Origin of the sequence: Streptomyces sp. DH12 (genome assembly GCF_020873895.1) — a bacterium.
Classification (GTDB): Bacteria; Actinomycetota; Actinomycetes; order Streptomycetales; family Streptomycetaceae; genus Streptomyces.
This window is the reverse complement of the sequence record NZ_JAHWGT010000031.1, coordinates 26,904-49,547: the sequence shown is the minus strand read 5'-3', so window position 1 is coordinate 49,547 and position 22,644 is coordinate 26,904. Positions and strand designations below refer to the sequence as shown.

Genomic DNA, 22,644 nt, shown 5'->3' with positions numbered 1-22,644 from the left:
TGTGGTGAGCGGACTCTAGCGCGCGGGCGGCCGGCGCGGCAGTGCGCCGCCCGGCCGCGTTGTCCACAGGGTCCCTCGGCCTCCTGTCCCGGCCAGTAGGGTCGCGGCCATGGAGCAGAGGCATCTCGGCCGCACCGGCCTGCGCGTGTCCCGGATCGGGTTGGGCACCCTGACCTGGGGCCGCGACACGGACGAGCACGAGGCGGCCGAACAGGTGAAGGTCTTCTGGGAGGCCGGCGGGACGCTCGTCGACACGGCCGACGTGTACGGCGGCGGGAAGGCCGAGCACCTCCTGGGCCGGATGCTGGAGCGGCTGGTGCCGCGCCGGGACCTGGTGATCGCCACGAAGGCCGGCAGCGTGCCCGACCCGGATCCGCAGCGGCGCTTCGACGGTTCCCGCGGCCACCTGCTGTCCGCGCTCGACGCCTCGCTGGCCCGGCTGGGCAGCGACCACGTGGACCTGTGGCAGGTCCACGCGTACGACCCGTGGACGCCGCTGGAGGAGACGCTCCAGGCCCTGGACATAGCCGTCACCAGCGGCCGCGCCCGGTACGTCGGTGTGGCGAACTTCTGCGGCTGGCAGCTGGCGAAGGCGGCGACCTGGCAGCTGGCCGCGCCGGGGACGCGGGCGCGGCTGGCGGCGACGCAGATGGAGTACTCGCTGCTCCAGCGCGGTGTCGAGCGCGAGGTGCTGCCGGCCGCTCGGGACCTGGGCGTCGGTCTGCTGCCGTCGTCGCCGCTGGGCCGGGGCGTGCTCACGGGCAAGTACCGCACCGGCGTGCCGTCCGGCTCGCGGGGCGCGTCGGACCACATGTCGGCGTTCGTGGAGCCGTATCTGGACGAGGCGTCGCAGCGCGTCGTGGAGGCCGTGGCGACGGCGGCCGACGGCCTCGCGGCGACCCCGCTGCAGGTGGCGCTCGCATGGGTGCGCGACCGGCCGGGCGTGAGCGCCCCGGTGGTCGGAGCGCGCACGGCGCGGCAGCTCGCGGCCGCACTGTCAGTGGAGGGCCTTACGCTTCCTGACGAGATCCGCCGGGCGCTCGACGACGTGTCGGCGCCCGTGCACCGCTACCCCGATCAGGACTGGAGCACGCTGTGACCGCGCTTCCCCGGGGGGAGAACCCCGACTCCCCGGCCGACGACGACCGGACCGCCGCACCGGCGGCGCCCCGGCCCACGCAGGCGCCGCAGACCCCGCAGGCCGCGGAGGCGGAGGCGGAGTCGGAGTCGGACAGGGCCCTCGCGGACGACGCCGAGGGCACGGACACGACGCCGTCCGCGAAGGCCGCGGAGGCGCCGGGTGGCGGTGAGGCGGCGGCCGGTGAGTCCCCGGGCGCCGGTGCCGCCGAGGCGGAGGTGCCAGGGGCTGAGGCGTCGGGGACCGAGCCGACCGAGGTGAAGGCGTCCGAGGCGGAGGCCACCGAGGCGGCGCCGTCCGAGGCGGAGGTGCCAGGGACTGAGGCGTCGGGGACCGAGACGACCGAGGTGAAGGCGTCCGAGGCGGCGGCGCCGTCCGAGGCGGAGGCGGAGCTGGCCGCGCAGCGGGAGCTGCGGGAGCGCATCGAGCGGCGCAAGGCCGAGCGCGGCGGTCCCATCGAGAGCGGCACCGCGCTGAGCGGCCGGGCCGCCGACCTGCTCGCGGCCGTCCGGGCGGTGGAGAGCGGCGAGAAGCCGGGCTCCGTCTTCGAGGACTCCCCCGCTCCTGCGGCGCCGCCGCGGCGGGTCGCTCCGCCGCCGGCCGCGCCGCCCCGGCCCCGCGTCCCGGCGCCCGCCGCGCCGCCGGCGCGGGTCGCGGCACCGGAGGCGGTGGCCGCCGTGCGGTCCGTGCTGACGGCGGGCGGGGCGCCCGAGGCCCTGGCCGTGCGCGTCGCGGGCGTGCTCGGGGACACGGCGGCCGAACTGCTCCGCGAGGACCCGTGGCGGCTGCTGGCGGTGCCCGGTGTGCTGCCGGAGCAGGCCGACGGCTTCGCGCGGGCGCTGCTGGGCGCCGAGTGCGGCCCGGGGGACCCGCGCCGCACGGACGCCCTGGTGGGCTGGTCGCTGGAGCGGGCCGCCCTGCGGGGGCACACCGCCCTCGACGCGGCCGCCGTGCGCGCGCAGCTCGCCGAGCGGTCCGTGCCGGACCCGGACGGAGCGGTGCGGCACGCCGTGGCCGAAGGCGTCGTCCTGGTCTTCCACGACGGGGCGGAGGACGAGGGCGGATCCGGCTTCGACGAGGGCGGATCCGGCTTCGACGAGGACGCCCGGGCCGAGGACGGAACCGCGGCAGAGGCCGAAGCGGCCGGGGACGGCGCGGAGGGGGCGGAGGCCCCGCCGGTGCTGCTGGGCCTCGACCGGTACGCCATGGCGGAGGAGAGCCTCGCGGACGGCCTGGCCCGGCTGGCCCGCTCCGGTCCGGACGCCCGCTGGGCGCAGGCCGAGCCCGTCGAGCTGGCCCGCGCGGTCGCCGCGCAGGGCCTGGTGGTCCACACGGGCGGTGAGGCGGCGCGCGCCGAACCGGTCGCGCTGGCCGCCGCGGCCGGCCGGCTGGGGCTGCGGGCCGCGGTGGCGGTGCACAGCGAGAACGGCCGCCGCAGGCTGGACGCGGAGACGGGCACGCAGACGGGCGCGGTGACGGTCGCGGCGCTGCTGTCCGGCGCGGCCGGGCCGGGACGGGACGAGGAGGGGGCGTTCGCCCTCGACCTGCTGGTGGTCCTCGACGCGCCGCAGCTCGACGTGGAGGCCGCGGCGATGCTCGTGGAGTCCGTGCCGGACGGCTGCCGGCTGGTGCTGAGCGGCGACCCGCACGTACTGCCGTCGGCGGGACCGGGCCGGGTCTTCGCGGACCTGCTGGCGGCCCGGGTGTGCCCGCAGGTCGCGTCCCGCACGCCGGACCCCGGTCCGATCGGGGAGCTGGTGTCCGGGATCGGCGTGGGCGAGCTGGCCCAGGTCGAGGCGCCCGGCAAGGAGGTCGTGATCGTACCGGTGCGGGACGCGGGCGAGGCGGTGCACCGGACGGTGCAGCTGGTGGCCGACTCGGTGCCGCGCGCGCTCGGCGTCCCGGTGGAGGACACGCAGGTGGTCACGGTGGGCCACGGCGGTGCGGCGGGGACACGCGCGTTGAACGCGGCGTTGAAGCAGCGGCTCAACCCCGGTCCGGGCCGCTTCGGCGGCTTCGACCCGGGCGACCGCGTGGCCTACGCGGTCGCTCCGGGCCGGACGGTGCAGGGCCGGGTGGTGTCCGCCGACGCCGAGGGGCTGCACCTGGAGTGCGAGGCCGAGCCCGCGAGGACGGTGGTGCCCAAGGACCGGGTCGAGGCCGTGGTGCGGCACGGGTGGGCGCTGACCGCGCACCAGGCGGCGGGGATGCGCTGGCCGGCGGTCGTGGCGGTCCTGCCGGGGGACGCGGTGGGCGGACTGAGCCGGGCGTGGGTGTACACGGCGTTCGGCCGGGGCGCCCGGCACCTGTCCGTCGTGCACGGCGCCGACCAGGCGCTGGCCCGGGCGGTGGCCGAGCCGCCCGCGCAGACCCGGACCACGCGGCTGCGGGCGCTGCTGGAGGCCGTCCCCGAGCCCGCGGAGTAGCGGGGCCGGCCCGCCAAGCCGGTACGGCGGCGGTCACCCTGACACGGCCGTGCCCGCACCCCCAGGGGCGCGGGCACGGCGGGCGCCGGGGCCCGTCAGGGCAGTGCGCGGGAGCGGCCCGTGGGGTCCTCCTCGTACATCTCGTCCTCGTCGAAGACGGCGCTGACGTCGAAGCGGCAGACGACCCGGCTCGGGTCGGCCTGGTCGAACGGGGTGCTGAGCCACTCCCCCGGCTCGGGCAGGTCGTCGGCGGCGGCCACCCACAGCGTGGAGTCGCCCTCCTCCAGGCCGAACTCCTTGTGGCGCGAGGCGATCTCGTCCGGTTCGTACTCGCCGAACAGGACCCCGAGCGCGGCGTGCACGCTGGCGCCGACGGCGGCGCCGGTCCTGGCCGTCCCGTCGTCGCCCTCCTCCTCGGCGTCGGCGATGCGCTGCGCCTGGGCGAGCAGCCGCTGCGGTTCCGCCACGGCGTAGTCGCGGCGGATCAGTACGCTCAGCGCGTTCGGCTGGTCCGGCCCGGCGTACGGCGGCAGGGAGTCCTCGGCGCCGGGGATCTCGAAGGGCGTGACCTCGTCGTAGCGGTCGTAGAGCCGCTCGTCGTACGCCTCGGCCGCGGCGGCCAGGTCGTTGAACGCGGCGTAGACCGCGGGGTCGTCGTCACCGGTGCGGTTCTCGACCGCCTCCAGGTGACGGTCCAGTGCGGCTTTGACCGCCTCGGCGGCGGCGCGTACCTCGGCAGCTGTGGGCTGCGCAGCATCAGACATACAGCAGACGCTATCCGTACCTGGCCCGTGCCCGCACAATAGATGCGATGCCGGAATACGAATTTGTCGACGTGTACGTGCCGCGAGGCGTCTCCCGGAGGGAGGCGACGCGGCTCCTGACCGACCACGCGGAGTACGGGCACTGGGAGTTGGACCGACTCACCCTGCACCGGGACGGCAGCCGCCGTGTCCGGCTGCGGCGGCGCATCATCCGTCAGGTACGCGCCACCTGGTGAGGGATGGAACGGGCGCAAAGGGACGGAGCGGGCTCCGCTGATCGCGGGGCCCGCTCCGTCGTGTGCGCGGGAGGGTACGCCGTGCCTACGCGGTGCGGCGGGCGCGGCGGTACAGGACCGTGCCGCCGAGCAGCGCGGCCGCTCCGGCCGGGAGGAGCATGCCGAGCGCGCCGGCGCCCGTCTGGGCCAGCTCGTCGTCGCCCTTCGGCGGGGTGCTGCCGCCGTCACCCTGGGGGGCCGGCTCGTTCGGCTCGATCGGCGAGTCCGGGCTGCCCGGCTCCCCGGGGTTGCCCGGCTGACCCGGCTGACCCGGCTGACCCGGGTTGCCAGGCTGACCCGGGTTGCCAGGCTGACCCGGGTTCCCGGGGTTGCCCGGGTTCCCGGGGTTGCCCGGGTTACCGGGGTTGCCCGGGTTACCGGGGTTACCGGGGTTGCCCGGGTTACCGGGGTTGCCCGGGTTACCGGGGTTACCAGGGTTCCCGGGGTTACCGGGGTTGCCCGGCTTGTCGGGGGTCTTGCCGCCGTTCGCGCACTGGTTGCCGAACGCCGGGTTCAGACCGCCGACCACGTTCACGCTGTTGCCGCAGGCGTTCACCGGCACGTTGACCGGGGCCTGGACGTTGTTGCCGGACGCCACACCCGGCGAGTTGCTGGCGGTGCTCTTCGCGTGCGTGTCGCTGCCCTTGTTGACGCACTTGTTGCCGAACGCCGGGTTCAGCGCCCCGACGACGTTGACGGTGTTGCCGCACGCGTTCACCGGCACGCTGACCGGCGCCTGGACCGAGTTGCCGGACGCGACACCCGGCGAGTTGGCGGCGACTCCGTCCGCTCCCGCGCCGTGGGACGCGTGCGCGTACCCACCGCCGAGGGCGAGCACTCCGCCCGCCGCCGCCACAATGGTCAGCCCCTTGCGCGTGACCTGTCGCATAGCTAGTTTCCTGCCTTCTTGGCTTCCGAAGGCCCCCGCACACCTCGCGCGGGGGCTGAATGCCCACCGGCCCCGGAGCGCATGGCGCGCGCTCCGAGGCCGGCCGGGCTCAGACCCTGGTGGGTCGAGGCACAACGCCTGGCGCTGGGTCAGTCGTTGATGCAGACGTTGCCGAAGGCGGGGTTCAGCAGACCGATGATGTTGATCGTGTTGCCGCAGACGTTGATCGGCACGTGGACCGGAACCTGGACCACGTTGCCCGAGATGACACCCGGGGAGCCCACGGCAGCGGCGTTGGCGTCCGCGTCGGCGACGGCCATGCCCGCACCGGCCAGGATGAGACCGCCGGTGGCGGCCGCGGTGGCGACGACCTTCTTGATCATTATTCCTCCTAGTTGGCATTGCGGTCCCAGCCGCGGACCGCAACACCTGTAACGAGGCGGAGGAGGGTGGGCTACGAGGCGCGGGCCTCGTTCACCCTTTTCGGTCAGACGTGCACACGCGGGCGATTATTGGAGTGTCGTTTCAGCTGACTTTCAGCTCGCGTCGAGGAAGCGGTCCAGGACCCGGACGCCGAACTTCAGGCCGTCCACCGGCACCCGCTCGTCCACGCCGTGGAACATCCCGGCGAAGTCCAGGTCCGGCGGCAGCTGGAGCGGGGCGAAGCCGAAGCAGCGGATGCCGAGGTCGTCGAAGGACTTGGCGTCGGTGCCGCCGGACAGCATGTACGGCACGGCGCGGGCGATCGGGTCCTCCGCCCGCAGCGCCGTCTGCATCGCGTCGACGAGGGCGCCGTCGAAGCTCGTCTCCAGCGCCTTGTCCGCGTGCACGTCCTCGCGCCGCACGCGGGGGCCGAGCAGCCGGTCGAGCTCCTCCAGGAACTCCTGCTCGTACCCGGGCAGGAACCTGCCGTCGACGTGGGCCGTGGCCTGGCCGGGGATGACGTTCACCTTGTACCCCGCGCCGAGCATGGTGGGGGCGGCGGAGTTGCGGAGCGTGGCGCCGACCATCTTGGCGATGCCGCCGAGCTTGTCGAGGGTGCCCTCCATGTCGTCCGGGTCGAGCGGCGTGCCGATCGCGTCGGACAGCTCGTCCAGGAAGGTGCGCACGGTCTTGGTGACCCGGACGGGCCAGGTGTGCCGGCCGACGCGGCCCACGGCCTCGCACAGCTCGGTGATGGCGTTGTCGTCGTTGGTCATCGAGCCGTGCCCGGCCGTGCCCTCGACGGTGAGCCGCATCCAGTGCATGCCCTTCTGCGCCGTCTCCACCAGGTACAGGCGCAGGTCCTCGTTGACGGTGAAGGAGAAGCCGCCGACCTCGCCGATCGCCTCGGTGACGCCCTCGAAGAGGTCGGGGTGCCGGTCGACCAGGTGGCGCGCCCCGTAGGTGCCGCCCGCCTCCTCGTCGGCGACGAAGGCGAGGACGATGTCGCGGGGCGGCTTGCGCCCGCTGCGCATCCGGTCGCGCACGACCGCGAGGGTCATGGCGTCCATGTCCTTCATGTCGACGGCGCCGCGCCCCCACACGCAGCCGTCGGCGATCTCCCCGGAGAAGGGGTCGTACGTCCAGTCGGCGGCGTTGGCCGGCACCACGTCGGTGTGGCCGTGGATGAGGAGGGCGGGGCGCGAGGGGTCCTCGCCCTCGATCCGGGCCACGGTGGAGGCGCGGCCCTTGTGCGCCTCGATGATCCTCGGCTCCAGCCCCACCTCGGCGAGCTTCTCGGCGATGTACTCGGCGGCACCCCGCTCGCCCGGACCCGAGTGGTCGCCGTAGTTGCTGGTGTCGATGCGGATGAGCTCGCTGCAGAGGTCGACGACCTCGCTCTCGGCGGTGGCGCCTGGACCGGTCCTGGCCGGGTTGGTCTCGCTCACGCTGGTTCCTCCCGTGTCGGTGCTGTCGGTGCTGCTGGTACGGCGCCATCCTGCTACCGACCGGGCTCCCGGCCCAAGGCCGGCGGGCGGGGCGGGGGCGTGATCGAGCACGCCGAATGTTTGCTATGGTTTTCCACGTCGGAACGGCCCAGGGCCGCGAGACAGACACCTTGTCCGGGTGGCGGAATGGCAGACGCGCTAGCTTGAGGTGCTAGTGCCCTTTATCGGGCGTGGGGGTTCAAGTCCCCCCTCGGACACCAGCGAAGACCCCAGTTCATCTGGGGTCTTTCTGCTGTTGGGGCTGCTGCTGCGAGAGGCGATGAAGAACACACTGGATCCGCTGGAGCCCAAGGCCGACAAGGCCACCGTGCGGCGGCACAACCTCAGCCTGGTGCTGCGGGCCGTGCACGACGAGGGCGAGGCCACGCGGGCCGCCGTGGCGGCGCGGGTCGGACTGACGCGTGCGGCGGTGTCCTCGCTGGTGGAGCAGTTGCTGGGCAGCGGTTTCCTCACCGAGTCCGGCAAGACGTTCAGCGGGCAGGCGGGGCGGCCGGGGACGGCGCTGCGGGTCGCGCGGACCGGTGCGGCCGGCCTGGGTGTCGAGATCAACATCGATTACGTGTCCGTCTGTGTCGTCGATCTGGCCGGAACTGATCGGGTACGACTGACCGAGCATCTGGACAACCGGGACGTACCGCCCGCGGAGGTGCTCGGGCGGGCGGCGCGGATCGCGGCGCGGACCCTGGAGTCGGCGGCCGAGCAGCAGCTGCGCCCGGCGGGCGTGCGCCTGGCGCTGCCCGGGCTGGTCTCCGGCGGCACCGTCCGGCAGGCCCCCAACCTCGGGTGGAGCCGGGTCGCCGCGCAGGAGCTGTTCGGGCGGGCCCTGGCGGCGGCGCGGCCGGGCACGGGGGCGCTGCCGGTGGGCTCGGAGAACGAGGCGAACGCCGCCGCGCTGGCGGAGCTGTGGTTCGGGGACGGGCCGGCGGACCGGGCGAGGGAGCGCGACTTCCTGTACGTCTCCGGGGAGATCGGCGTCGGCGGCGCCGTCGTCGTCGACGGGGAGCTGCTGCGCGGGGCGCACGGGTTCGCCGGCGAGGTCGGGCACGTGGTGGCGGACGCGGCCGGCCCCCTGTGCCGCTGCGGGTCGCGGGGGTGCCTGGAGCAGTACGCCGGGCAGGCGGCGCTGCTGCGGGACGCGGGGGTCGGCGCGGACGCGGGCGGCGCGGGGGTCGCCGAGCTGGAGCGGCGGGCCGCCGCCGGGGACGCCCGCGCGCTGGCGGCGCTGGAGCGGGCCGGCCGGATGCTGGGGCTGGTGCTGTCGGGGGTGGTGAACCTGCTGGACCCCGAGGCGGTGGTGCTGGGCGGGATCTACCGGGGCCTGGTGCCGTGGCTCGCGCCGGCCGCCGACGGGGAGCTCGCCGCGCGGGTGGTGTCGGGGCTGTGGAGCGCGGGGAGCGGGCGGCTGCGCGGCTCGTCGTGGTCGGGGGACGCGGCGCGCGGGGCGGCGGCGCTGGTCGTGCGGGACGTGATCGCCGACCCCGCCGGGTACGCGGAGCGCGACACGCCGCGGTAGTACGGCGCCCCCGGCGCGCGCCCCCGGGGGGGGCGCGCGCCGGGGCCGGGCCGCGAGCGGGTCAGCGGACGGCCAGGAGGTGCTCCATGGCGAGCTGGTCCAGCCGTTCGAAGGCCATCGAGCGGCCGGCCGCGCCGGCCACGTCGAAGGTCTCGTACGCGGTGGTGTCCGCGAGCAGCGCGGCGAGGCCGTCCTCGGCGGTCGGGCGGGAGAGCTCGTGCAGCCGGGAGGCGCGCAGGGCCTCACCGACCTCGGGGTCCGCGCGGAACGCCGCGGCGCGCTCCTTGAGGATCAGGTAGTTGCGCATGCAGTTCCTCGCCGACTCCCACACGCCGTCCGCGCCGTCGGTGCGGACCGGCTTGAAGTCGAAGTGGCGCGGGCCGTCGTAGCCGGCGCTCTCCAGGAGGTCGACCAGCCAGAACGCCTGGCGCAGGTCCCCGGCACCGAAGCGGAGGTCCTGGTCGTACTTGATGCCGGACTGGCCGTTGAGGTCGATGTGGAAGAGCTTGCCGGCCCACAGCGCCTGGGCGATGCCGTGGGGGAAGTTGAGGCCGGCCATCTGCTCGTGGCCGGTCTCCGGGTTCACGCCGACGAGGTCGGGGCGCTCCAGGCGCTCGATGAAGGCCAGGGCGTGGCCGACGGTGGGCAGGAGGATGTCGCCGCGGGGCTCGTTGGGCTTCGGTTCGATGGCGAAGCGCAGGTCGTAGCCCTGTTCGGTGACGTACTGGCCGAGGAGGTCGAACGCCTCCTTCATCCGGTCGAGGGCGACGCGGACGTCCTTGGCGGCGCCCGACTCCGCGCCCTCCCGGCCGCCCCAGGCGACGTAGGTGCGCGCCCCGAGTTCGACGGCGAGGTCGATGTTGCGGAGCGTCTTGCGCAGGGCGTAGCGGCGGACGTCCCGGTCGTTGGCGGTGAAGGCGCCGTCCTTGAAGACGGGGTGGGTGAAGAGGTTGGTGGTCGCCATGGGCACCTTCATGCCCGTGCGGTCCAGCGCGTCGCGGAAGCGCTTGACGAGGGCCTCGCGCTCGGCGTCGGAGGAGCCGAAGGGGATGAGGTCGTCGTCGTGGAAGGTCACGCCGTGGGCGCCGAGCCCGGCGAGGCGCTCCACCGTCTCCACCGGGTCGAGCGGCGGGCGGGTGGCGGCGCCGAAGGGGTCGGCGCCCTGCCAGCCGACGGTCCACAGTCCGAAGGTGAACAGGTCGTCGGGGGTGGGGGCGAAGCGGTCCGGCATGGCTCTGGATCCCTCGGCTCGGCTATTTGTTTGCTCAGATTACTAATAGCGCAAGCCGTGCGTCCCGCCAAGAGGGCAGGGCCGGACAGGCCGACGGCAACCCTGGTGGCGGCCAATTTGTTCTGTGTACGATCAAAAGATGGATCACCTAGTCATCGGCGTGGACAGCTCGACGCAGTCCACCAAGGCGGCCGTCGTGGACGCCGCCACCGGCCGGCTGCTGGCGGTGGGGCGCGCCCCGCACACCGTGACCGGCGAGGCCGGCGCCCGGGAGAGCGACCCCGAGCGGTGGTGGACCGCGCTCGCCGAGGCCGTGGCCGCCGCGCTGGCCCAGGCCGGCGCCGACCCGCGGGCCGTGACCGGCCTCGCCGTGGCCGGCCAGCAGCACGGGCTCGTCGTCCTGGACGGCGCCGGACGCCCGCTGCGGCCGGCCCTGCTGTGGAACGACACCCGCTCCGCGCCCCAGGCGGCCGCCCTGACCGCGGCGCTGGGCGCCGGGGCGTGGCTGGAGCGCACCGGATCCGTCCCGGTGGCGTCCATGACGGCCGCCAAGTGGCGGTGGCTGCGCGAGCACGAGCCGCGCCACGCCGACGCGGCCGCCGCCGTGCGCCTCCCGCACGACTTCCTCACCGAACGGCTCACCGGCACGGCCGTCACCGACCCCGGCGACGCCTCCGGGACCTGCTGGTACTCCACCGCGACCGGCGCCTACGACCCGGAGCTGCTCTCCCTGCTGGAGCTCGACCCCGCGCTGCTGCCGGAGGTCGCGCCGTCGGCGGGCACCCGCGTCGGCACGCTCACCCCGGCCGCCGCCGGGGCCCTCGGCCTGCCCGCCGGTGTCGCGGTCGCCGCCGGGACGGGCGACAACATGGCCGCCGCCACCGGTCTGGGCCTCGGCGCGCGGGGGCTGCTCGACCACCCGGCGGTGTCGCTCGGCACCTCCGGCACCGTCTTCGCGGCGACCCGGACGCGTCCCGCGACGGCCGCGCTCGCCGGCTTCGCCGCCGCCGACGGCCACGGCACGTACCTGCCGCTGGGCTGCACCCTCAACTGCACCCTCGCCGTCGACCGGATGGCCGCCCTGCTCGGCCTGGACCGCGAGGAAGCGGAGCCGGGCGGCGAGGCCGTCGTCCTGCCCTACCTCGACGGCGAGCGCACCCCCGACCTGCCCGGCGCCGCCGGGCTGATCACCGGGGTGCGGCACACCACCACGCCGCGGCAGCTGCTCGGCGCGGCCTACGAGGGCGCCGTCTTCACCCTGCTGCGCGCCCTGGCGGAGCTGCCCGCGGCCCCCGGCGGGAGCGCCGACGGGGAGGCGCCGCTGCGGCTGGTCGGGGGCGGCGCCCGCGGCCGCGTCTGGGTGGAGACCGTGCGGCGGCTGTCCGGGCGCGCCGTCGTGCTGCCGCGCGGCAGCGAGCTCGTCGCCCTCGGCGCCGCCGCGCTGGCGGCGGGCGCGGCGACCGGGGACGACCCGGTCGCCCTCGCGGCGGCGTGGGACGCGGGCGGGGGCGAGACGCTGCCGCCGGTCGCACCCGACCGTGACACGCTGGACCGGATCGCCTCCGCACTCGACCGGGCAACCCCTCTCCTCACCACACAGGGACACCGATGAAGTTCACCGACGGCTTCTGGCTGATGCGGGACGGCGTCCGCGCCTCGTACGCGACCGAGGTGCGCGACCTGCACGTCAGCGACGACCACGTCACCGCGTACGCGGCGGTCAGGCGGGTCGAGCACCGCGGGCACACGCTCAACTCGCCGCTGCTCACCGTGGAGTGCTTCTCCCCCGCCGAGGGCGTGATCGGCGTCCGCGCCACCCACCACGCGGGCAAGGCGCACCGGGGGCCGGAGTTCGCGCTGCCGGGGGCCGACGCGGGCGGCGGGGGCTTCGCCCGCACCCGCCGGGACGGTTCGGTCACCGAGCTGACCAGCGGGCCGCTCACGGTGCGGCTGGACCGCGACGGGCCGTGGGGGCTGACGTTCCTCGACGCGGACGGGCGGCGGCTGACCGCGGTGGAGTCGAAGGGCACCGCCTTCGTGGAGGACGCCTCCGGGGCGCACCACATGGTCGCGCAGCTGGCCCTGGCCGTGGGCGAGCAGGTGTACGGGCTCGGGGAGCGCTTCACCCCGTTCGTCAGGAACGGCCAGAGCGTCGACATCTGGCAGGCCGACGGCGGCACCAGCAGCGAGCAGGCGTACAAGAACGTGCCGTTCCACCTGTCGTCGCGGGGGTACGGCGTCTTCGTCAACCACCCGGGCCGGGTGTCGTACGAGGTGGGCTCGGAGTCGGTGGGCCAGGTGCAGTTCAGCGTCGAGGACCAGTCGCTGGAGTACTACGTGGTGGCGGGGCCGACGCCGAAGGAGGTGCTCGCCCGGTACACCGCGCTGACGGGACGGCCCGCCCTGCCGCCGGCGTGGTCGTTCGGCCTGTGGCTCACGACGTCGTTCTGCACCTCGTACGACGAGGAGACGGTCGTGTCCTTCGTCGACGGGATGGCGGAGCGGGAGATCCCGCTGTCGGTGTTCCACTTCGACTGCTTCTGGATGCGCGAGTACCAGTGGTCGGACTTCCAGTGGGACCCGGACACCTTCCCCGACCCGCAGGGCATGCTGGCCCGGCTCAAGGAGCGCGGGCTGCGCGTCAGCATGTGGATCAACCCGTACATCGGGCAGAAGTCGGCGCTGTTCGCGGAGGGCGCGGCCCTCGGCCACCTGGTGCGGCGGCCGGACGGGGACGTCTGGCAGTGGGACCTGTGGCAGGCCGGGATGGCGCTGGTGGACTTCACCAGCCCGGAGGCGCGGGCATGGTTCCAGAGCAAGCTGAAGGTCCTGCTGGACCAGGGCGTCGACTGCTTCAAGACCGACTTCGGCGAGCGCGTCCCGACGGACGTCGTGTGGCACGACGGCTCCGACCCGGAGCGGATGCACAACTACTACGCCCAGCTGTACAACGAGTGCGTCTTCGAGCTGCTGGAGAAGGAGCGCGGACACGGCGAGGCGGTGGTGTTCGCCCGTTCGGCGACGGCCGGCGGGCAGAAGTACCCGGTCCACTGGGGCGGCGACTGCTTCGCGTCGTTCGAGGCGATGGCGGAGTCGCTGCGCGGCGGGCTGTCGCTCGGCCTGTCCGGCTTCGGCTTCTGGAGCCACGACATCGGCGGTTTCGAGGGCACGCCGGAGCCGGCCGTCTTCAAGCGGTGGCTGGCCTTCGGGCTGCTGTCGTCGCACAGCAGGCTGCACGGGAACATGTCGTACCGCGTGCCGTGGGAGTTCGGCGAGGAGGCGGTGGACGTCGCACGGCAGTTCACGGAGCTGAAGCACCGGCTGATGCCGTACCTGTACGCGGCGGCGGTGGAGGCGCACCGGACGGGTGTGCCGCTGATGCGGCCGATGCTGCTGGAGTTCCCCGGCGACCCCGGCTGCCGGCCGCTGGACCGGCAGTACATGCTCGGCCCCGACCTGCTGGTGGCGCCGGTGTTCTCGGCGGACGGGGAGGTCGAGTTCTACCTGCCGGAGGGCGAGTGGACGCACCTGCTGACCGGGGCGCGGGTGGCCGGCCCGGTGTGGCGGCGCGAGACGTACGGCTTCGACGGCCTGCCGCTGTACGTGCGGCCGGGCGCCGTGCTGCCGCTCGGCGCGGACGACCAGCGGCCCGACGGCGACTGGCTGGACGGGCTGACGCTGCTGGTCCAGCCCGACGCGGACGGCGCGGTGGTGTCGGTGCCGGACCCGGCGGGCGCGGAGGCGGCGCGGTTCACGGTGGTCCGGGACGCCGGCGCGGTGCGGGTGGCGGCGGCCGGCACGGACCGGCCGTTCCGGGTGCGCGTGGTGGGCGCGGGGTCCGCCGGCGGGACCGGCGAGGTCGTCGTACCGCTGCGCTGACCCCGGGCGGCCGCCCCGTGCCGGACCGCTGACCCCGGGCGGCCGCCCCGTGCCGGGTGCGCGCGGGGCGGTGGCTACGGTGGGGGTGTGGCACGACGTGGAACGAGGGCGCCCGCGGCCCCGCTCGGGCAGCGCGGCGGGGTGGACCCGGCGCGGGTGCGGCTGCCGGCCGACCCGGACGGGGTCTGGCCCACGGTGCGGGACCACCTGGTGGAGCGGTACGCCGCGGCGATCGGCGCCGGGCGGGTGGACACCATGCTCTCCGGCGGGGCGTTCGTCGGGGCGGACGGGCGGCCGGTCACCGGCCGGGAGCCGTACGCGCCGGGGTTGTACCTGTGGTTCCACCGGGAGCTGCCGCCGGAGGAGCGGGTGCCGTTCGAGGTGGGGATCGTCCACCGTGACGAGCGGATCGTGGTCGCCGACAAGCCGCACTTCCTGGCGACGACGCCGCGTGGCCGCCACGTGGCCGAGACGGCCCTGGCGCGGCTGCGGCACGACCTGGGCCTGCCGGGGCTCCAGCCGGCGCACCGGCTGGACCGGCTGACGGCCGGGCTGGTGCTCTTCGTGGTGCGGCCGGAGCACCGGGGGGCGTACCAGACGCTGTTCCGGGACCGGCGGGTGGCCAAGGAGTACGAGGCGGTGGCCCCGTACGACCCGGGCCTCGCCCTGCCGGTGACGGTGCGCAGCCGGATCGTGAAGGAGCGGGGCGTGCTCGCGGCGCGCGAGGTGCCGGGCGAGCCGAACAGCGAGAGCCGGGTCGAGCTGCTGGCGCACGGGGGCGGGCTGGGCCGGTACCGGCTGGTGCCGGCGACCGGCCGGACCCACCAGCTGCGGGTGCACATGGCCCGGCTGGGGGTGCCCATCGTGGACGATCCGCTGTACCCGGTGGTGCGGGAGGACGGGCCGGAGGACTACGCGCGTCCGCTGCGGCTGCTGGCGCGGAGGCTGGAGTTCACCGACCCGCTCACGGGCGTCCCGGTGCGGTGCGTGAGCCGCCTGTCCCTCAGTGGCCCCGCCTGATCCACTCCTCCAGGTGCGGGGCCTCGGCGCCGATCGTGGTGGTGTCGCCGTGGCCCGTGCGGACGACCGTCTCCGGCGGCAGGGCGAGCAGCCGGTCGCGGATCGAGTCGATGATCGTCGGGAAGTGGGAGAAGGACCGGCCGGTGGCGCCGGGGCCGCCGGCGAAGAGCGTGTCGCCGGTGAAGACGGTGCCCAGGTCGGGTGCGTACAGGCTGACCGCTCCGGGGGCGTGGCCCGGCGTGTGCAGGACGGTCAGGTCGGTCCCCGCGATGGTGAGGGTCTGCCCGTCGGTGAGCGCGCCGTCCGGGTGGTGGTCGGGGTGGGTGAGCTTCCACAGCGGCAGGTCGTCCGGGTGGAGCAGGATCCGGGCGCCGGTGGCGGCGGCCAGCGCGGGGGCGGCGCCGATGTGGTCGTCGTGGGCGTGGGTGCAGACGACGGCCCGCAGCGTCCGGCCGTCGAGGGCGGCGAGGATGGCGTCGGCGTCGTGGGCGGCGTCGATGACGACGGCCTCCGCGCCGTCGCCGACGATCCAGACGTTGTTGTCGACGTCCCAGGTGCCGCCGTCCAGGGAGAAGGTGCCGGAGGTGACGAGGTGCTCGACGCGGGCGGCCATCAGAGGACCACCACCGAGCGCAGGACGTCTCCCTCGTGCATCCGCGCGAACGCCTTCTCGACGTCGCCGAGGCCGATCGTCTCGGTGACGAAGGCGCCGAGGTCGATGCGGCCCTGCTGGTGCAGGTCGACGAGCATGGGGAAGTCCCGGGAGGGCAGGCAGTCGCCGTACCAGGAGGACTTCAGCGCGCCGCCGCGCCCGAAGACGTCGAGCAGCGGGAGCTCCAGCCTCATGTCGGGGGTGGGGACGCCGACGAGGACGACCGTGCCGGCGAGGTCGCGGGCGTAGAACGCCTGCCGGTACGTCTCGGGGCGGCCGACCGCCTCGATGACGACGTCGGCGCCGAATCCGCCGGTCAGTTCGCGGATCGCCTCGACGGGGTCGGTGGTGCCGCTGTTCACGGTGTGGGTGGCGCCCATGGAGCGGGCGGTCTCCAGCTTCCGGTCGTCGATGTCGACGGCGATGATCCGGGCGGCCCCGGCGAGGCGGGAGCCGACGATCGCGGCGTCACCGACGCCGCCGCAGCCGATCACGGCGACCGTGTCGCCGCGGCCGACCCCGCCGGTGTTGACGGCCGCGCCGATGCCGGCCATCACTCCGCAGCCGAGCAGGCCGGCGACGGCGGGGGCGACGGACGGGTCGACCTTGGTGCACTGGCCGGCGGCGACCAGGGTCTTCTCGGCGAACGCGCCGATGCCCAGCGCGGCCGACAGCTCGGTGCCGTCCTCCAGCGTCATCCTCTGCGTGGCGTTGTGGGTGTCGAAGCAGTACCAGGGCCTGCCGCGCCGGCAGGCCCGGCAGCGGCCGCACACCGCCCGCCAGTTGAGGATCACGAAGTCGCCGGGGGCGACGTCCCTGACGCCCGGGCCGACGGACTCCACGACGCCCGCCGCCTCGTGGCCGAGGAGGAAGGGGAAGTCGTCGTTGATGCCGCCCTGCTTGTAGTGCAGGTCGGTGTGGCAGACCCCGCACGCCTGGACCCGCACCACCGCCTCGCCGGGGCCGGGGTCCGGGACGATGACCGTCTCCACCCGCACGGGCTCGTTCTTCCCCGGGGCCACGACCCCTCGGACCTGCTGTGCCATCGCGGCGCGTCCCTTCCTCGGTGCGGATGTACGGCACCACTATCGCGCCCGGTGGGCGTGGCGGGGGGCCGTTTCCGGCCGGACGGGCGGTGAGACGGGCGCGGCCCCCCCCGGACGGCTGTCCGGCGGGGGCCGCTGGGGCGGGCGGGCCGGCCCGGGGTCAGTCCCGCGGCTGCCCGGCCGCCAGCGCGTTGACCCGCTTGCGGACGGCGAACCAGCCGCCGACGAGCAGCGCCGCGATCAGGGGCAGGCAGTTGACCGTGGTCCGGCCCACGCCGCCGCCCCACCACATGAGGACGAGGACGGACGCGAGGAAGACGAGCGTCACGATCTGCGTGTACGGGGCCCAGGGCAGCCGGTAGGACGGCCGGGTGACCCGCCCTTCCGTGGAGCGGGACCAGAACAGCAGCGAGCAGATCATGATCATGCCCCAGGTGCCGAGGATGCCGATGGAGGCGAGGTTCAGCACGATCTCGAACGCCTCGCCCGGCATGACGTAGTTCAGGCCGACGCCCAGCACGCCGAAGCCGGCGGTGAGGAGGATGCCGCCGTAGGGCACCTGGCCCTTGTTCATCCGGGCGGTGAACCGCGGCGCGGAGCCGGCCATGGCCATCGAGCGCAGGATGCGGCCGGTGGAGTACAGGCCGGAGTTCAGGCTGGAGAGGGCGGCGGTGAGGACGACCAGGTTCATGATGCCGGCCGTGCCAGGGATGCCGAGCTTGTCGAAGACGGTCACGAAGGGGCTCTGGTCGCCGGAGTACGCGGTGTACGGCAGGAGCAGCGCCAGCAGGACGACGGAGCCGACGTAGAAGAGGCCCACCCGCCACATGATCGAGTTGATCGCCTTCGGCATGATCTTCTCGGGGTTCTCGGTCTCGCCGGCGGCGACGCCGACCAGCTCGACGGAGGCGTACGCGAAGACGACGCCCTGGACGACCATCAGCATCGGCAGCATGCCCAGCGGGAAGACGCCGCCGTTGTCGGCGACCGTGGCGAGGCCGGGGGCGTGGCCGCCGACCTCGTGCTGCGTGACGACCAGGAAGATGCCGACGCACATGAAGATCACGAGGGCCGCGACCTTGATGATCGCGAACCAGAACTCCATCTCGCCGAAGTACTTCACCGAGATCAGGTTGGCGGTGAGCACGACGGCGAGGGCGATCAGGGCGAGTATCCACTGCGGGACGTCGCTGAACATGGCCCAGAAGTGGGCGTAGGTGGCGGCCGCGGTGATGTCGGCGACGGCGGTGGTCGACCAGTTGAGGAAGTACAGCCAGCCGGCCGCGTAGGCGCCCTTCTCGCCCATGAACTCGCGGGCGTAGCTGACGAAGGCGCCCGAGGAGGGGCGGTAGAGGACCAGCTCGCCGAGCGCGCGGACGACGAAGAACGCGAAGACGCCGCAGACGGCGTACGCGATGGCGAGGGAGGGGCCCGCGCCCGCCAGGCGGCCGCCGGCGCCGAGGAACAGGCCGGTGCCGATCGCGCCGCCGATGGCGATCATGTTGACGTGGCGGGACTTGAGGTCCTTGCTGTAGCCGGCGTCTCCGGCGTCGACGTGCGGCGACGTCTGGGACGCCGGGGTTGCGGCGCTCCCGGTGGGGGCCGCGGGCAGCGAGCGGTCGCTCATCTGGTTGGTCGCCTTTGTGAGGGGGATCGGGTCTGGCGCCCGCCGGCCGCGGGGCAGGGGTCGTCTCCGCGGCGGCGCCAGTGGCACATCGTCACAGTCCGCAGCCGTGCTTGGCTGTGGTCCATGTCACGTCAAGACCCCGTAAAAGCAGATTTGAGCTGTTTCTGAGGTTACGTGCCGGTTGCGTACGGGGCAGTAACTTACCGGTTCACCCGGGTGCGGTGCCACGGCGGGGGTCCGGGACCGGCCACCAGGCGCACCGGACCCCCGGGGGCGCACCGGTGGTCACATACGGTGACGAGGCCCGCGGGCCGGACCGCCGGCGCCCGCCGGCGCGCGCGGGGCACTCGCGGCGCCGCTCCGATCCCCCCGGGACGGCGGTGCTCACGGGGCGAGGACGTCCAGCTCGCGCAGGGCGCCCACGGCGATCCGGCGGGTCAGCTCCTCGGCGCGGGCCGCGTCCCGCTCCCGCACCGCCTCGGCGACCTGCACATGGAGGGTGACGGCGGCCGGGTCGGGATCGTCGAACATCACGTGGTGGTGGGTGCGGCCGGCGAGGACCTCGGCCACGACGTCGCCGAGTCGGGCGAACATCTCGTTGCCCGAGGCGTTCAGCACCACGCGGTGGAACGCCACGTCGTGGACGAGGTACGCCTCCAGCCGGCCGCCCCGCGAGGTGGCGACCATGCCGAGCGCCTCCTCCGTGAGGGCGCGGCACTCCTCCGGCGTGGCGTGCAGGGCGGCCAGCCCGGCGGCGACCGGTTCGACGGCGGAGCGCAGCACGGTGAGGGACCGCAGCTGGCGCGGGCGGTCGGCGCCCGCGAGCCGCCAGCGGATGACCTGCGGGTCGTAGACGTTCCACAGCTCGGCCGCCCGGACGGTCACGCCGACGCGGCGGCGGGACTCCACGAGGTGCATGGACTCCAGCACACGGACGACCTCCCGCACCACCGTGCGGGAGACCTCGAAGCGGGCGGCCAGCTCGTCGGTGCGCAGCACGCTGCCGGGCGGGTACTCCCCCGCGGTGATCGCGAGGCCCAGGGCGTCCAGCACGCGCGTATGGAGCCCCTGGGCCTGCGTCGTCATGCGCCAAGCGTAAGCGGCGGCGAGGACCGGCGAGGACAGTGAACAAAACGTATGACTTTTAGATCACAGGGGGTTGAATACGTCGTACCTGATGGGTTTCAGTGTCCCGACGCCGCGAACGGCGCCGGACAGCGTCAGGACAGCGAGGCCCCCATGGACACACCGGACACCACGGACACTCCCCTGGTCATCGTCGTGATGGGGGTCGCCGGAACCGGCAAGACCACCATCGGACCGCTGGTCGCCGAGCGGCTCGGCGTGCCCTACGCGGAGGGCGACGACTTCCACCCCGAGGCGAACGTGGCCAAGATGTCGGCCGGCGTCCCGCTGGACGACGCCGACCGGTGGCCCTGGCTCGACGCGATCGGCCGGTGGGCCGCGGGGCGGGCGGGGCTCGGCGGCGTGGTGAGCGGTTCGGCGCTGAAGCGGAGCTACCGCGACCGGCTGCGCGAGGCCGCGCCCGGCCTCGTCTTCCTGCACCTGACCGGCGACCGCGCGCTCGTCGGGGAGCGGATGGCGGCGCGCCGGGGCCACTTCATGCCCACGGCGCTGCTCGACTCGCAGTTCGCCGCACTCCAGCCGCTCGGCGACGACGAGGCGGGGGTCGCGGTCGACGTGGCCGGCGCCCCGGAGGACATCGCCGACCGGGCGGTGGCCGCGCTGCGGCGCCGGACCGGCTGAGCCGCCGGGGGCGCGCCTCGGACACCGCGGCCGCCCCGGCCGCTCCGCCGGGCCCCGCTCCCCCGCTCCTGGCTCCCCCGCGTTCCCCGCACTCCCCTCCCCTGCCCCTCCTGCTCCTCCGTTCCTCCGGTTCCCCCCTTATCCCCTGCCCCCCCGTTCCCCCGACCGACCCCGCGAAGGGACCCCCCGTGACCAGACTCAGCGTCGAGATGCTGGCAGCGGACGCCGCCGAACCGATCACCTCGGCGGGCGACGCGCAACTGGGCGTGGCCGTACTCACCGGCATCGCCCTGATCGTCGTCCTCATCACCGCCTTCCGACTGCACGCCTTCCTGGCGCTGACCATCGGATCGCTGGCCCTGGGCGTCCTCGCGGGCGCGCCGCTCGACGCGACGATCGCTTCGTTCACCGGCGGGTTGGGATCGACGGTCGCCGGGGTCGGCGTGCTCGTGGCGCTCGGCGCGATCCTCGGCAAGCTGCTCGCCGACTCGGGCGGCGCCGACCGGATCGTCGACACGATCCTCGCCAGGGCGAGCGGACGGGCCATGCCGTGGGCGATGGTGCTCATCGCGTCGGTCATCGGGCTGCCGCTCTTCTTCGAGGTCGGCATCGTGCTGCTGATCCCCGTGGTGCTGATGGTCGCCCGGCGCGGCAACCACTCCCTCATGCGGATCGGCGTCCCCGCGCTCGCCGGCCTGTCCGTCATGCACGGGCTGATCCCCCCGCACCCCGGGCCGCTCGCCGCCATCGACGCGCTCGGCGCGGACCTCGGCGTCACCCTCGCCCTCGGCCTGGTCGTGGCCGTACCCACGGTGATCGTCGCCGGTCCGCTCTTCTCCCGCTACGCCGCCCGCTGGGTGGACGTCCCCGCGCCGGAGGGCATGCTGCCGCAGCGGAGCACGGACGACGCGCCGCCGAAGCGGCCGGGCTTCGGCCCGACCGTCGCGACGATCATGCTGCCGGTCGTCCTGATGATGGTGAAGGCGCTCGTCGACATCGTCGTGGACGACCCGCGGGACGGCGTGCAGCGGGTCACGGACGTCGTCGGCTCCCCGCTGGTCGCCCTGCTCGCCGCCGTGGTCGTCGGCCTGTTCACCCTGGGCCGCGCCGCCGGCTTCACCAAGGAGCGGATCTCCACGACCGTCGAACGCTCGCTCGCGCCGATCGCCGGCGTCCTGCTGATCGTCGGCGCGGGCGGCGGCTTCAAGACCACGCTGATCGACCTGGGCGTGGGACGGGTGATCCTCGACCTCTCGCAGGACTGGGCTGTCCCCGCCCTGCTGCTCGGCTGGCTCATCGCCGTGGCCATCCGGCTCGCGACGGGCTCGGCGACCGTGGCCACCATCTCGGCCGCGGGCCTGGTCGCGCCGCTGGCCGCCGACATGTCCACCACCCACGCGGCGCTGCTCGTCCTCGCGATCGGCGCCGGCTCGCTCTTCTTCAGCCACGTCAACGACGCCGGCTTCTGGCTGGTGAAGGAGTACTTCGGGATGAGCGTCGGACAGACCGTCAAGACCTGGTCGGTGATGGAGACCCTCATCTCCGCCGTCGGGATCGTCTGCGTGCTGCTGCTGTCCCTGGTGCTGTAGCCACCGGCGCCCGCCGCGCCGTTCCCGCACCCGCGACGCCGGGGCCTCCCGAAATCCGGGGGCGCCCCGGCGCGGCCGTGTGTGACGCTACGGCCCATGAGCGACGTCGCGCACCTGCCCCCGTACCTGCTCGCCTTCCCGGGCCCGCTGCGCGACCGGCTGGTCGCCGCCGTGCTGACCGGGGCGAAGACTGCCACGACCGGGCTGCTCGCCGCGTACGAGGCCGAGGGCGAGCCGCTCCCCGCCGCCGGGTCGCGGTCGGCGCTGATCGACTCCGACGGTCGGCCCGTCGCGGTGGTGGAGGTTACGGAGGTGCGGGTGGTGCCGCTGGGCGAGGTCGACCTGCGGCACGCCGTCGACGAGGGCGAGGGGCACCGGTCGGTCGCCGAGTGGCGGGCCGGGCACGAGCGGTTCTGGCATGGCGAACAGCTGCGCGCCCTGCTCGGCGACCCGGCGTTCACCGTGGACGACGCGACCCCGGTGGTGTGCGAGCGGTTCCGGGTGGTGGAACCGCTCGACCCGGTGGCCGCGGCCGTCGCGGGTGAGCTGCGGCTGCTGGAGCCGTCCGTACGGTCCTCCCGGCAGGAGGCCGGGCGGCTCCTCGACCCGGAGTTCACGGAGGTCGGCGCGTCGGGGCGGCGCTGGAGGCGCGAGGAGCTGCTCGCCGCGCTGCCCGACCTGCCCGGCGGCGACGCGCGGGGAGCCCGCTACGAACCCTCCGCCATGGTGGGCGTCCTGCTCGCGCCGGACGTCGTGCACCTGACGTACGAGACGGTGGCGGCGGGCCGGCGGGCGTACCGCAGCTCGCTGTGGCGGCGGGCGGCGGACGACTCCGGGGCGCCGTGGCGCATGTACCACCACCAGGCGACCCCGGCGGCGGAAGAGCGGCAGGAGCCG

At 74.7% G+C, this 22,644-nt stretch carries 18 protein-coding genes, 1 tRNA gene and 2 pseudogenes; 12 read left to right on the top strand and 9 right to left on the bottom strand.

All coding sequences use genetic code 11. From position 1 onward, the window contains the following. The first annotated feature begins 109 nt into the window (after window positions 1–109). Both LPA54_RS25125 and LPA54_RS25120 read left to right on the top strand, forming a co-directional pair. Entirely contained in the window at window positions 110–1,099 is a 990-nt protein-coding gene (locus tag LPA54_RS25125; RefSeq protein ID WP_228981704.1) for an aldo/keto reductase, read from the top strand. Then, window positions 1,096–3,564 (top strand): helix-hairpin-helix domain-containing protein, encoded by a 2,469-nt coding sequence (locus LPA54_RS25120; RefSeq protein WP_228981703.1) that lies wholly within the window; start codon window positions 1,096–1,098, stop codon window positions 3,562–3,564. The genes LPA54_RS25125 and LPA54_RS25120 overlap by 4 nt, the downstream gene beginning before the upstream one ends. A gap of 95 nt (window positions 3,565–3,659) precedes the next feature. Here LPA54_RS25120 and LPA54_RS25115 read toward each other — a convergent pair whose 3' ends face one another. Beyond that, the gene (locus tag LPA54_RS25115; protein WP_228981701.1) at window positions 3,660–4,328 is read right to left on the bottom strand and encodes a hypothetical protein; all 669 of its coding nucleotides are present in this window, start codon (window positions 4,326–4,328) and stop codon (window positions 3,660–3,662) included. Window positions 4,329–4,375: 47 nt separating this feature from the next. Between LPA54_RS25115 and LPA54_RS25110 the strand changes: the two genes are divergently transcribed. Further along, a complete protein-coding gene (locus LPA54_RS25110; RefSeq protein ID WP_187739671.1) occupies window positions 4,376–4,564 on the top strand; it encodes a DUF5703 family protein in 189 nt (62 codons plus the stop codon). Between the two features lie 85 nt (window positions 4,565–4,649). Here the strand turns inward: LPA54_RS25110 and LPA54_RS25105 are convergent, their stop codons facing one another. The 3 genes from LPA54_RS25105 to LPA54_RS25095 form a co-directional block, all read right to left on the bottom strand. Continuing rightward, window positions 4,650–5,492, bottom strand: coding sequence for a chaplin (locus LPA54_RS25105; protein WP_228981700.1), 843 nt, complete (start codon window positions 5,490–5,492; stop codon window positions 4,650–4,652). A gap of 149 nt (window positions 5,493–5,641) precedes the next feature. Beyond that, window positions 5,642–5,875 carry a chaplin gene (locus tag LPA54_RS25100; protein ID WP_228981698.1) on the bottom strand — a complete coding sequence of 78 codons (234 nt, stop codon included), beginning with the start codon at window positions 5,873–5,875 and terminating at the stop codon, window positions 5,642–5,644. Window positions 5,876–6,028: 153 nt separating this feature from the next. Further along, a complete protein-coding gene (locus LPA54_RS25095; protein ID WP_228981696.1) occupies window positions 6,029–7,363 on the bottom strand; it encodes a M20/M25/M40 family metallo-hydrolase in 1,335 nt (444 codons plus the stop codon). 172 nt (window positions 7,364–7,535) lie between these two features. Here LPA54_RS25095 and LPA54_RS25090 point away from each other — a divergent pair. Continuing rightward, a tRNA-Leu gene (locus tag LPA54_RS25090) sits at window positions 7,536–7,623 on the top strand. A 59-nt stretch (window positions 7,624–7,682) separates the two neighbouring features. Beyond that, complete coding sequence (locus tag LPA54_RS25085; RefSeq protein WP_228981691.1) at window positions 7,683–8,936, top strand: ROK family protein; 1,254 nt, start codon at window positions 7,683–7,685, stop codon at window positions 8,934–8,936. 61 nt (window positions 8,937–8,997) lie between these two features. Here the strand turns inward: LPA54_RS25085 and xylA are convergent, their stop codons facing one another. Further along, entirely contained in the window at window positions 8,998–10,167 is a 1,170-nt protein-coding gene (gene xylA / locus LPA54_RS25080) for a xylose isomerase (RefSeq protein ID WP_228981689.1), read from the bottom strand. Between the two features lie 139 nt (window positions 10,168–10,306). On the opposite strand from xylA, the gene xylB reads away from it, so the two are divergent. The 3 genes from xylB (at window position 10,307) to LPA54_RS25065 (ending at window position 15,066) form a co-directional block, all read left to right on the top strand. Continuing rightward, a complete protein-coding gene (xylB, locus tag LPA54_RS25075) occupies window positions 10,307–11,779 on the top strand; it encodes a xylulokinase (protein ID WP_228981687.1) in 1,473 nt (490 codons plus the stop codon). Further along, window positions 11,776–14,046: an alpha-xylosidase gene (yicI, locus tag LPA54_RS25070; protein WP_228981685.1), complete on the top strand. Its 2,271-nt coding sequence runs from the start codon at window positions 11,776–11,778 to the stop codon at window positions 14,044–14,046. Before xylB ends, yicI begins: the two co-directional genes overlap by 4 nt. An 87-nt stretch (window positions 14,047–14,133) precedes the next feature. After that, entirely contained in the window at window positions 14,134–15,066 is a 933-nt protein-coding gene (locus LPA54_RS25065; RefSeq protein WP_228981683.1) for a pseudouridine synthase, read from the top strand. Here LPA54_RS25065 and LPA54_RS25060 read toward each other — a convergent pair. The 4 genes from LPA54_RS25060 to LPA54_RS25045 all read right to left on the bottom strand — a co-directional run bounded on the left by LPA54_RS25060 (window position 15,050) and on the right by LPA54_RS25045 (window position 19,477). Then, on the bottom strand, window positions 15,050–15,679 hold the full coding sequence (locus LPA54_RS25060) for an MBL fold metallo-hydrolase (RefSeq protein ID WP_228981682.1): 630 nt from the start codon (window positions 15,677–15,679) through the stop codon (window positions 15,050–15,052). The genes LPA54_RS25065 and LPA54_RS25060 overlap by 17 nt on opposite strands. Beyond that, on the bottom strand, window positions 15,679–16,764 hold the full coding sequence (locus LPA54_RS25055) for an S-(hydroxymethyl)mycothiol dehydrogenase (RefSeq protein WP_228981681.1): 1,086 nt from the start codon (window positions 16,762–16,764) through the stop codon (window positions 15,679–15,681). Before LPA54_RS25055 ends, LPA54_RS25060 begins: the two co-directional genes overlap by 1 nt. Window positions 16,765–16,924: 160 nt before the next feature. Then, window positions 16,925–18,391, bottom strand: a complete 1,467-nt coding sequence (locus LPA54_RS25050; RefSeq protein WP_228981680.1) for an amino acid permease — start codon at window positions 18,389–18,391, stop codon at window positions 16,925–16,927. A 384-nt stretch (window positions 18,392–18,775) separates the two neighbouring features. Then, a complete protein-coding gene (locus LPA54_RS25045; RefSeq protein ID WP_228981679.1) occupies window positions 18,776–19,477 on the bottom strand; it encodes a FadR/GntR family transcriptional regulator in 702 nt (233 codons plus the stop codon). 153 nt (window positions 19,478–19,630) lie between these two features. Here LPA54_RS25045 and LPA54_RS25040 point away from each other — a divergent pair, with 153 nt between their 5' ends. The 4 genes and pseudogenes from LPA54_RS25040 to LPA54_RS25025 form a co-directional block, all read left to right on the top strand. After that, on the top strand, window positions 19,631–20,158 hold the full coding sequence (locus tag LPA54_RS25040; protein ID WP_228981678.1) for a gluconokinase: 528 nt from the start codon (window positions 19,631–19,633) through the stop codon (window positions 20,156–20,158). A gap of 188 nt (window positions 20,159–20,346) precedes the next feature. Further along, window positions 20,347–21,747: a GntP family permease gene (locus LPA54_RS25035; protein ID WP_228981676.1), complete on the top strand. Its 1,401-nt coding sequence runs from the start codon at window positions 20,347–20,349 to the stop codon at window positions 21,745–21,747. 96 nt (window positions 21,748–21,843) lie between these two features. After that, window positions 21,844–22,263, top strand: a pseudogene (locus LPA54_RS25030) (ASCH domain-containing protein); the annotation flags it as partial. Next, window positions 22,249–22,620 (top strand): annotated as a pseudogene (locus tag LPA54_RS25025) (DUF4440 domain-containing protein); the annotation flags it as partial. The pseudogenes LPA54_RS25030 and LPA54_RS25025, both read left to right, overlap by 15 nt. Window positions 22,621–22,644: the final 24 nt, after the last annotated feature.

Bases quoted from the DNA above. Each gene is read 5' to 3' on its own strand.
- LPA54_RS25100 (WP_228981698.1), bottom strand. From the start codon at position 5,875: ATGATCAAGAAGGTCGTCGCCACCGCGGCCGCCACCGGCGGTCTCATC.
- LPA54_RS25050 (WP_228981680.1), bottom strand. From the start codon at position 18,391: ATGAGCGACCGCTCGCTGCCCGCGGCCCCCACCGGGAGCGCCGCAACC.
- LPA54_RS25085 (WP_228981691.1), top strand. From the start codon at position 7,683: ATGAAGAACACACTGGATCCGCTGGAGCCCAAGGCCGACAAGGCCACC.
- xylA (WP_228981689.1), bottom strand. From the start codon at position 10,167: ATGCCGGACCGCTTCGCCCCCACCCCCGACGACCTGTTCACCTTCGGA.
- yicI (WP_228981685.1), top strand. From the start codon at position 11,776: ATGAAGTTCACCGACGGCTTCTGGCTGATGCGGGACGGCGTCCGCGCC.
- LPA54_RS25040 (WP_228981678.1), top strand. From the start codon at position 19,631: ATGGACACACCGGACACCACGGACACTCCCCTGGTCATCGTCGTGATG.
- LPA54_RS25055 (WP_228981681.1), bottom strand. From the start codon at position 16,764: ATGGCACAGCAGGTCCGAGGGGTCGTGGCCCCGGGGAAGAACGAGCCC.
- LPA54_RS25110 (WP_187739671.1), top strand. From the start codon at position 4,376: ATGCCGGAATACGAATTTGTCGACGTGTACGTGCCGCGAGGCGTCTCC.
- LPA54_RS25125 (WP_228981704.1), top strand. From the start codon at position 110: ATGGAGCAGAGGCATCTCGGCCGCACCGGCCTGCGCGTGTCCCGGATC.
- LPA54_RS25115 (WP_228981701.1), bottom strand. From the start codon at position 4,328: ATGTCTGATGCTGCGCAGCCCACAGCTGCCGAGGTACGCGCCGCCGCC.
- LPA54_RS25060 (WP_228981682.1), bottom strand. From the start codon at position 15,679: ATGGCCGCCCGCGTCGAGCACCTCGTCACCTCCGGCACCTTCTCCCTG.
- xylB (WP_228981687.1), top strand. From the start codon at position 10,307: ATGGATCACCTAGTCATCGGCGTGGACAGCTCGACGCAGTCCACCAAG.
- LPA54_RS25045 (WP_228981679.1), bottom strand. From the start codon at position 19,477: ATGACGACGCAGGCCCAGGGGCTCCATACGCGCGTGCTGGACGCCCTG.
- LPA54_RS25105 (WP_228981700.1), bottom strand. From the start codon at position 5,492: ATGCGACAGGTCACGCGCAAGGGGCTGACCATTGTGGCGGCGGCGGGC.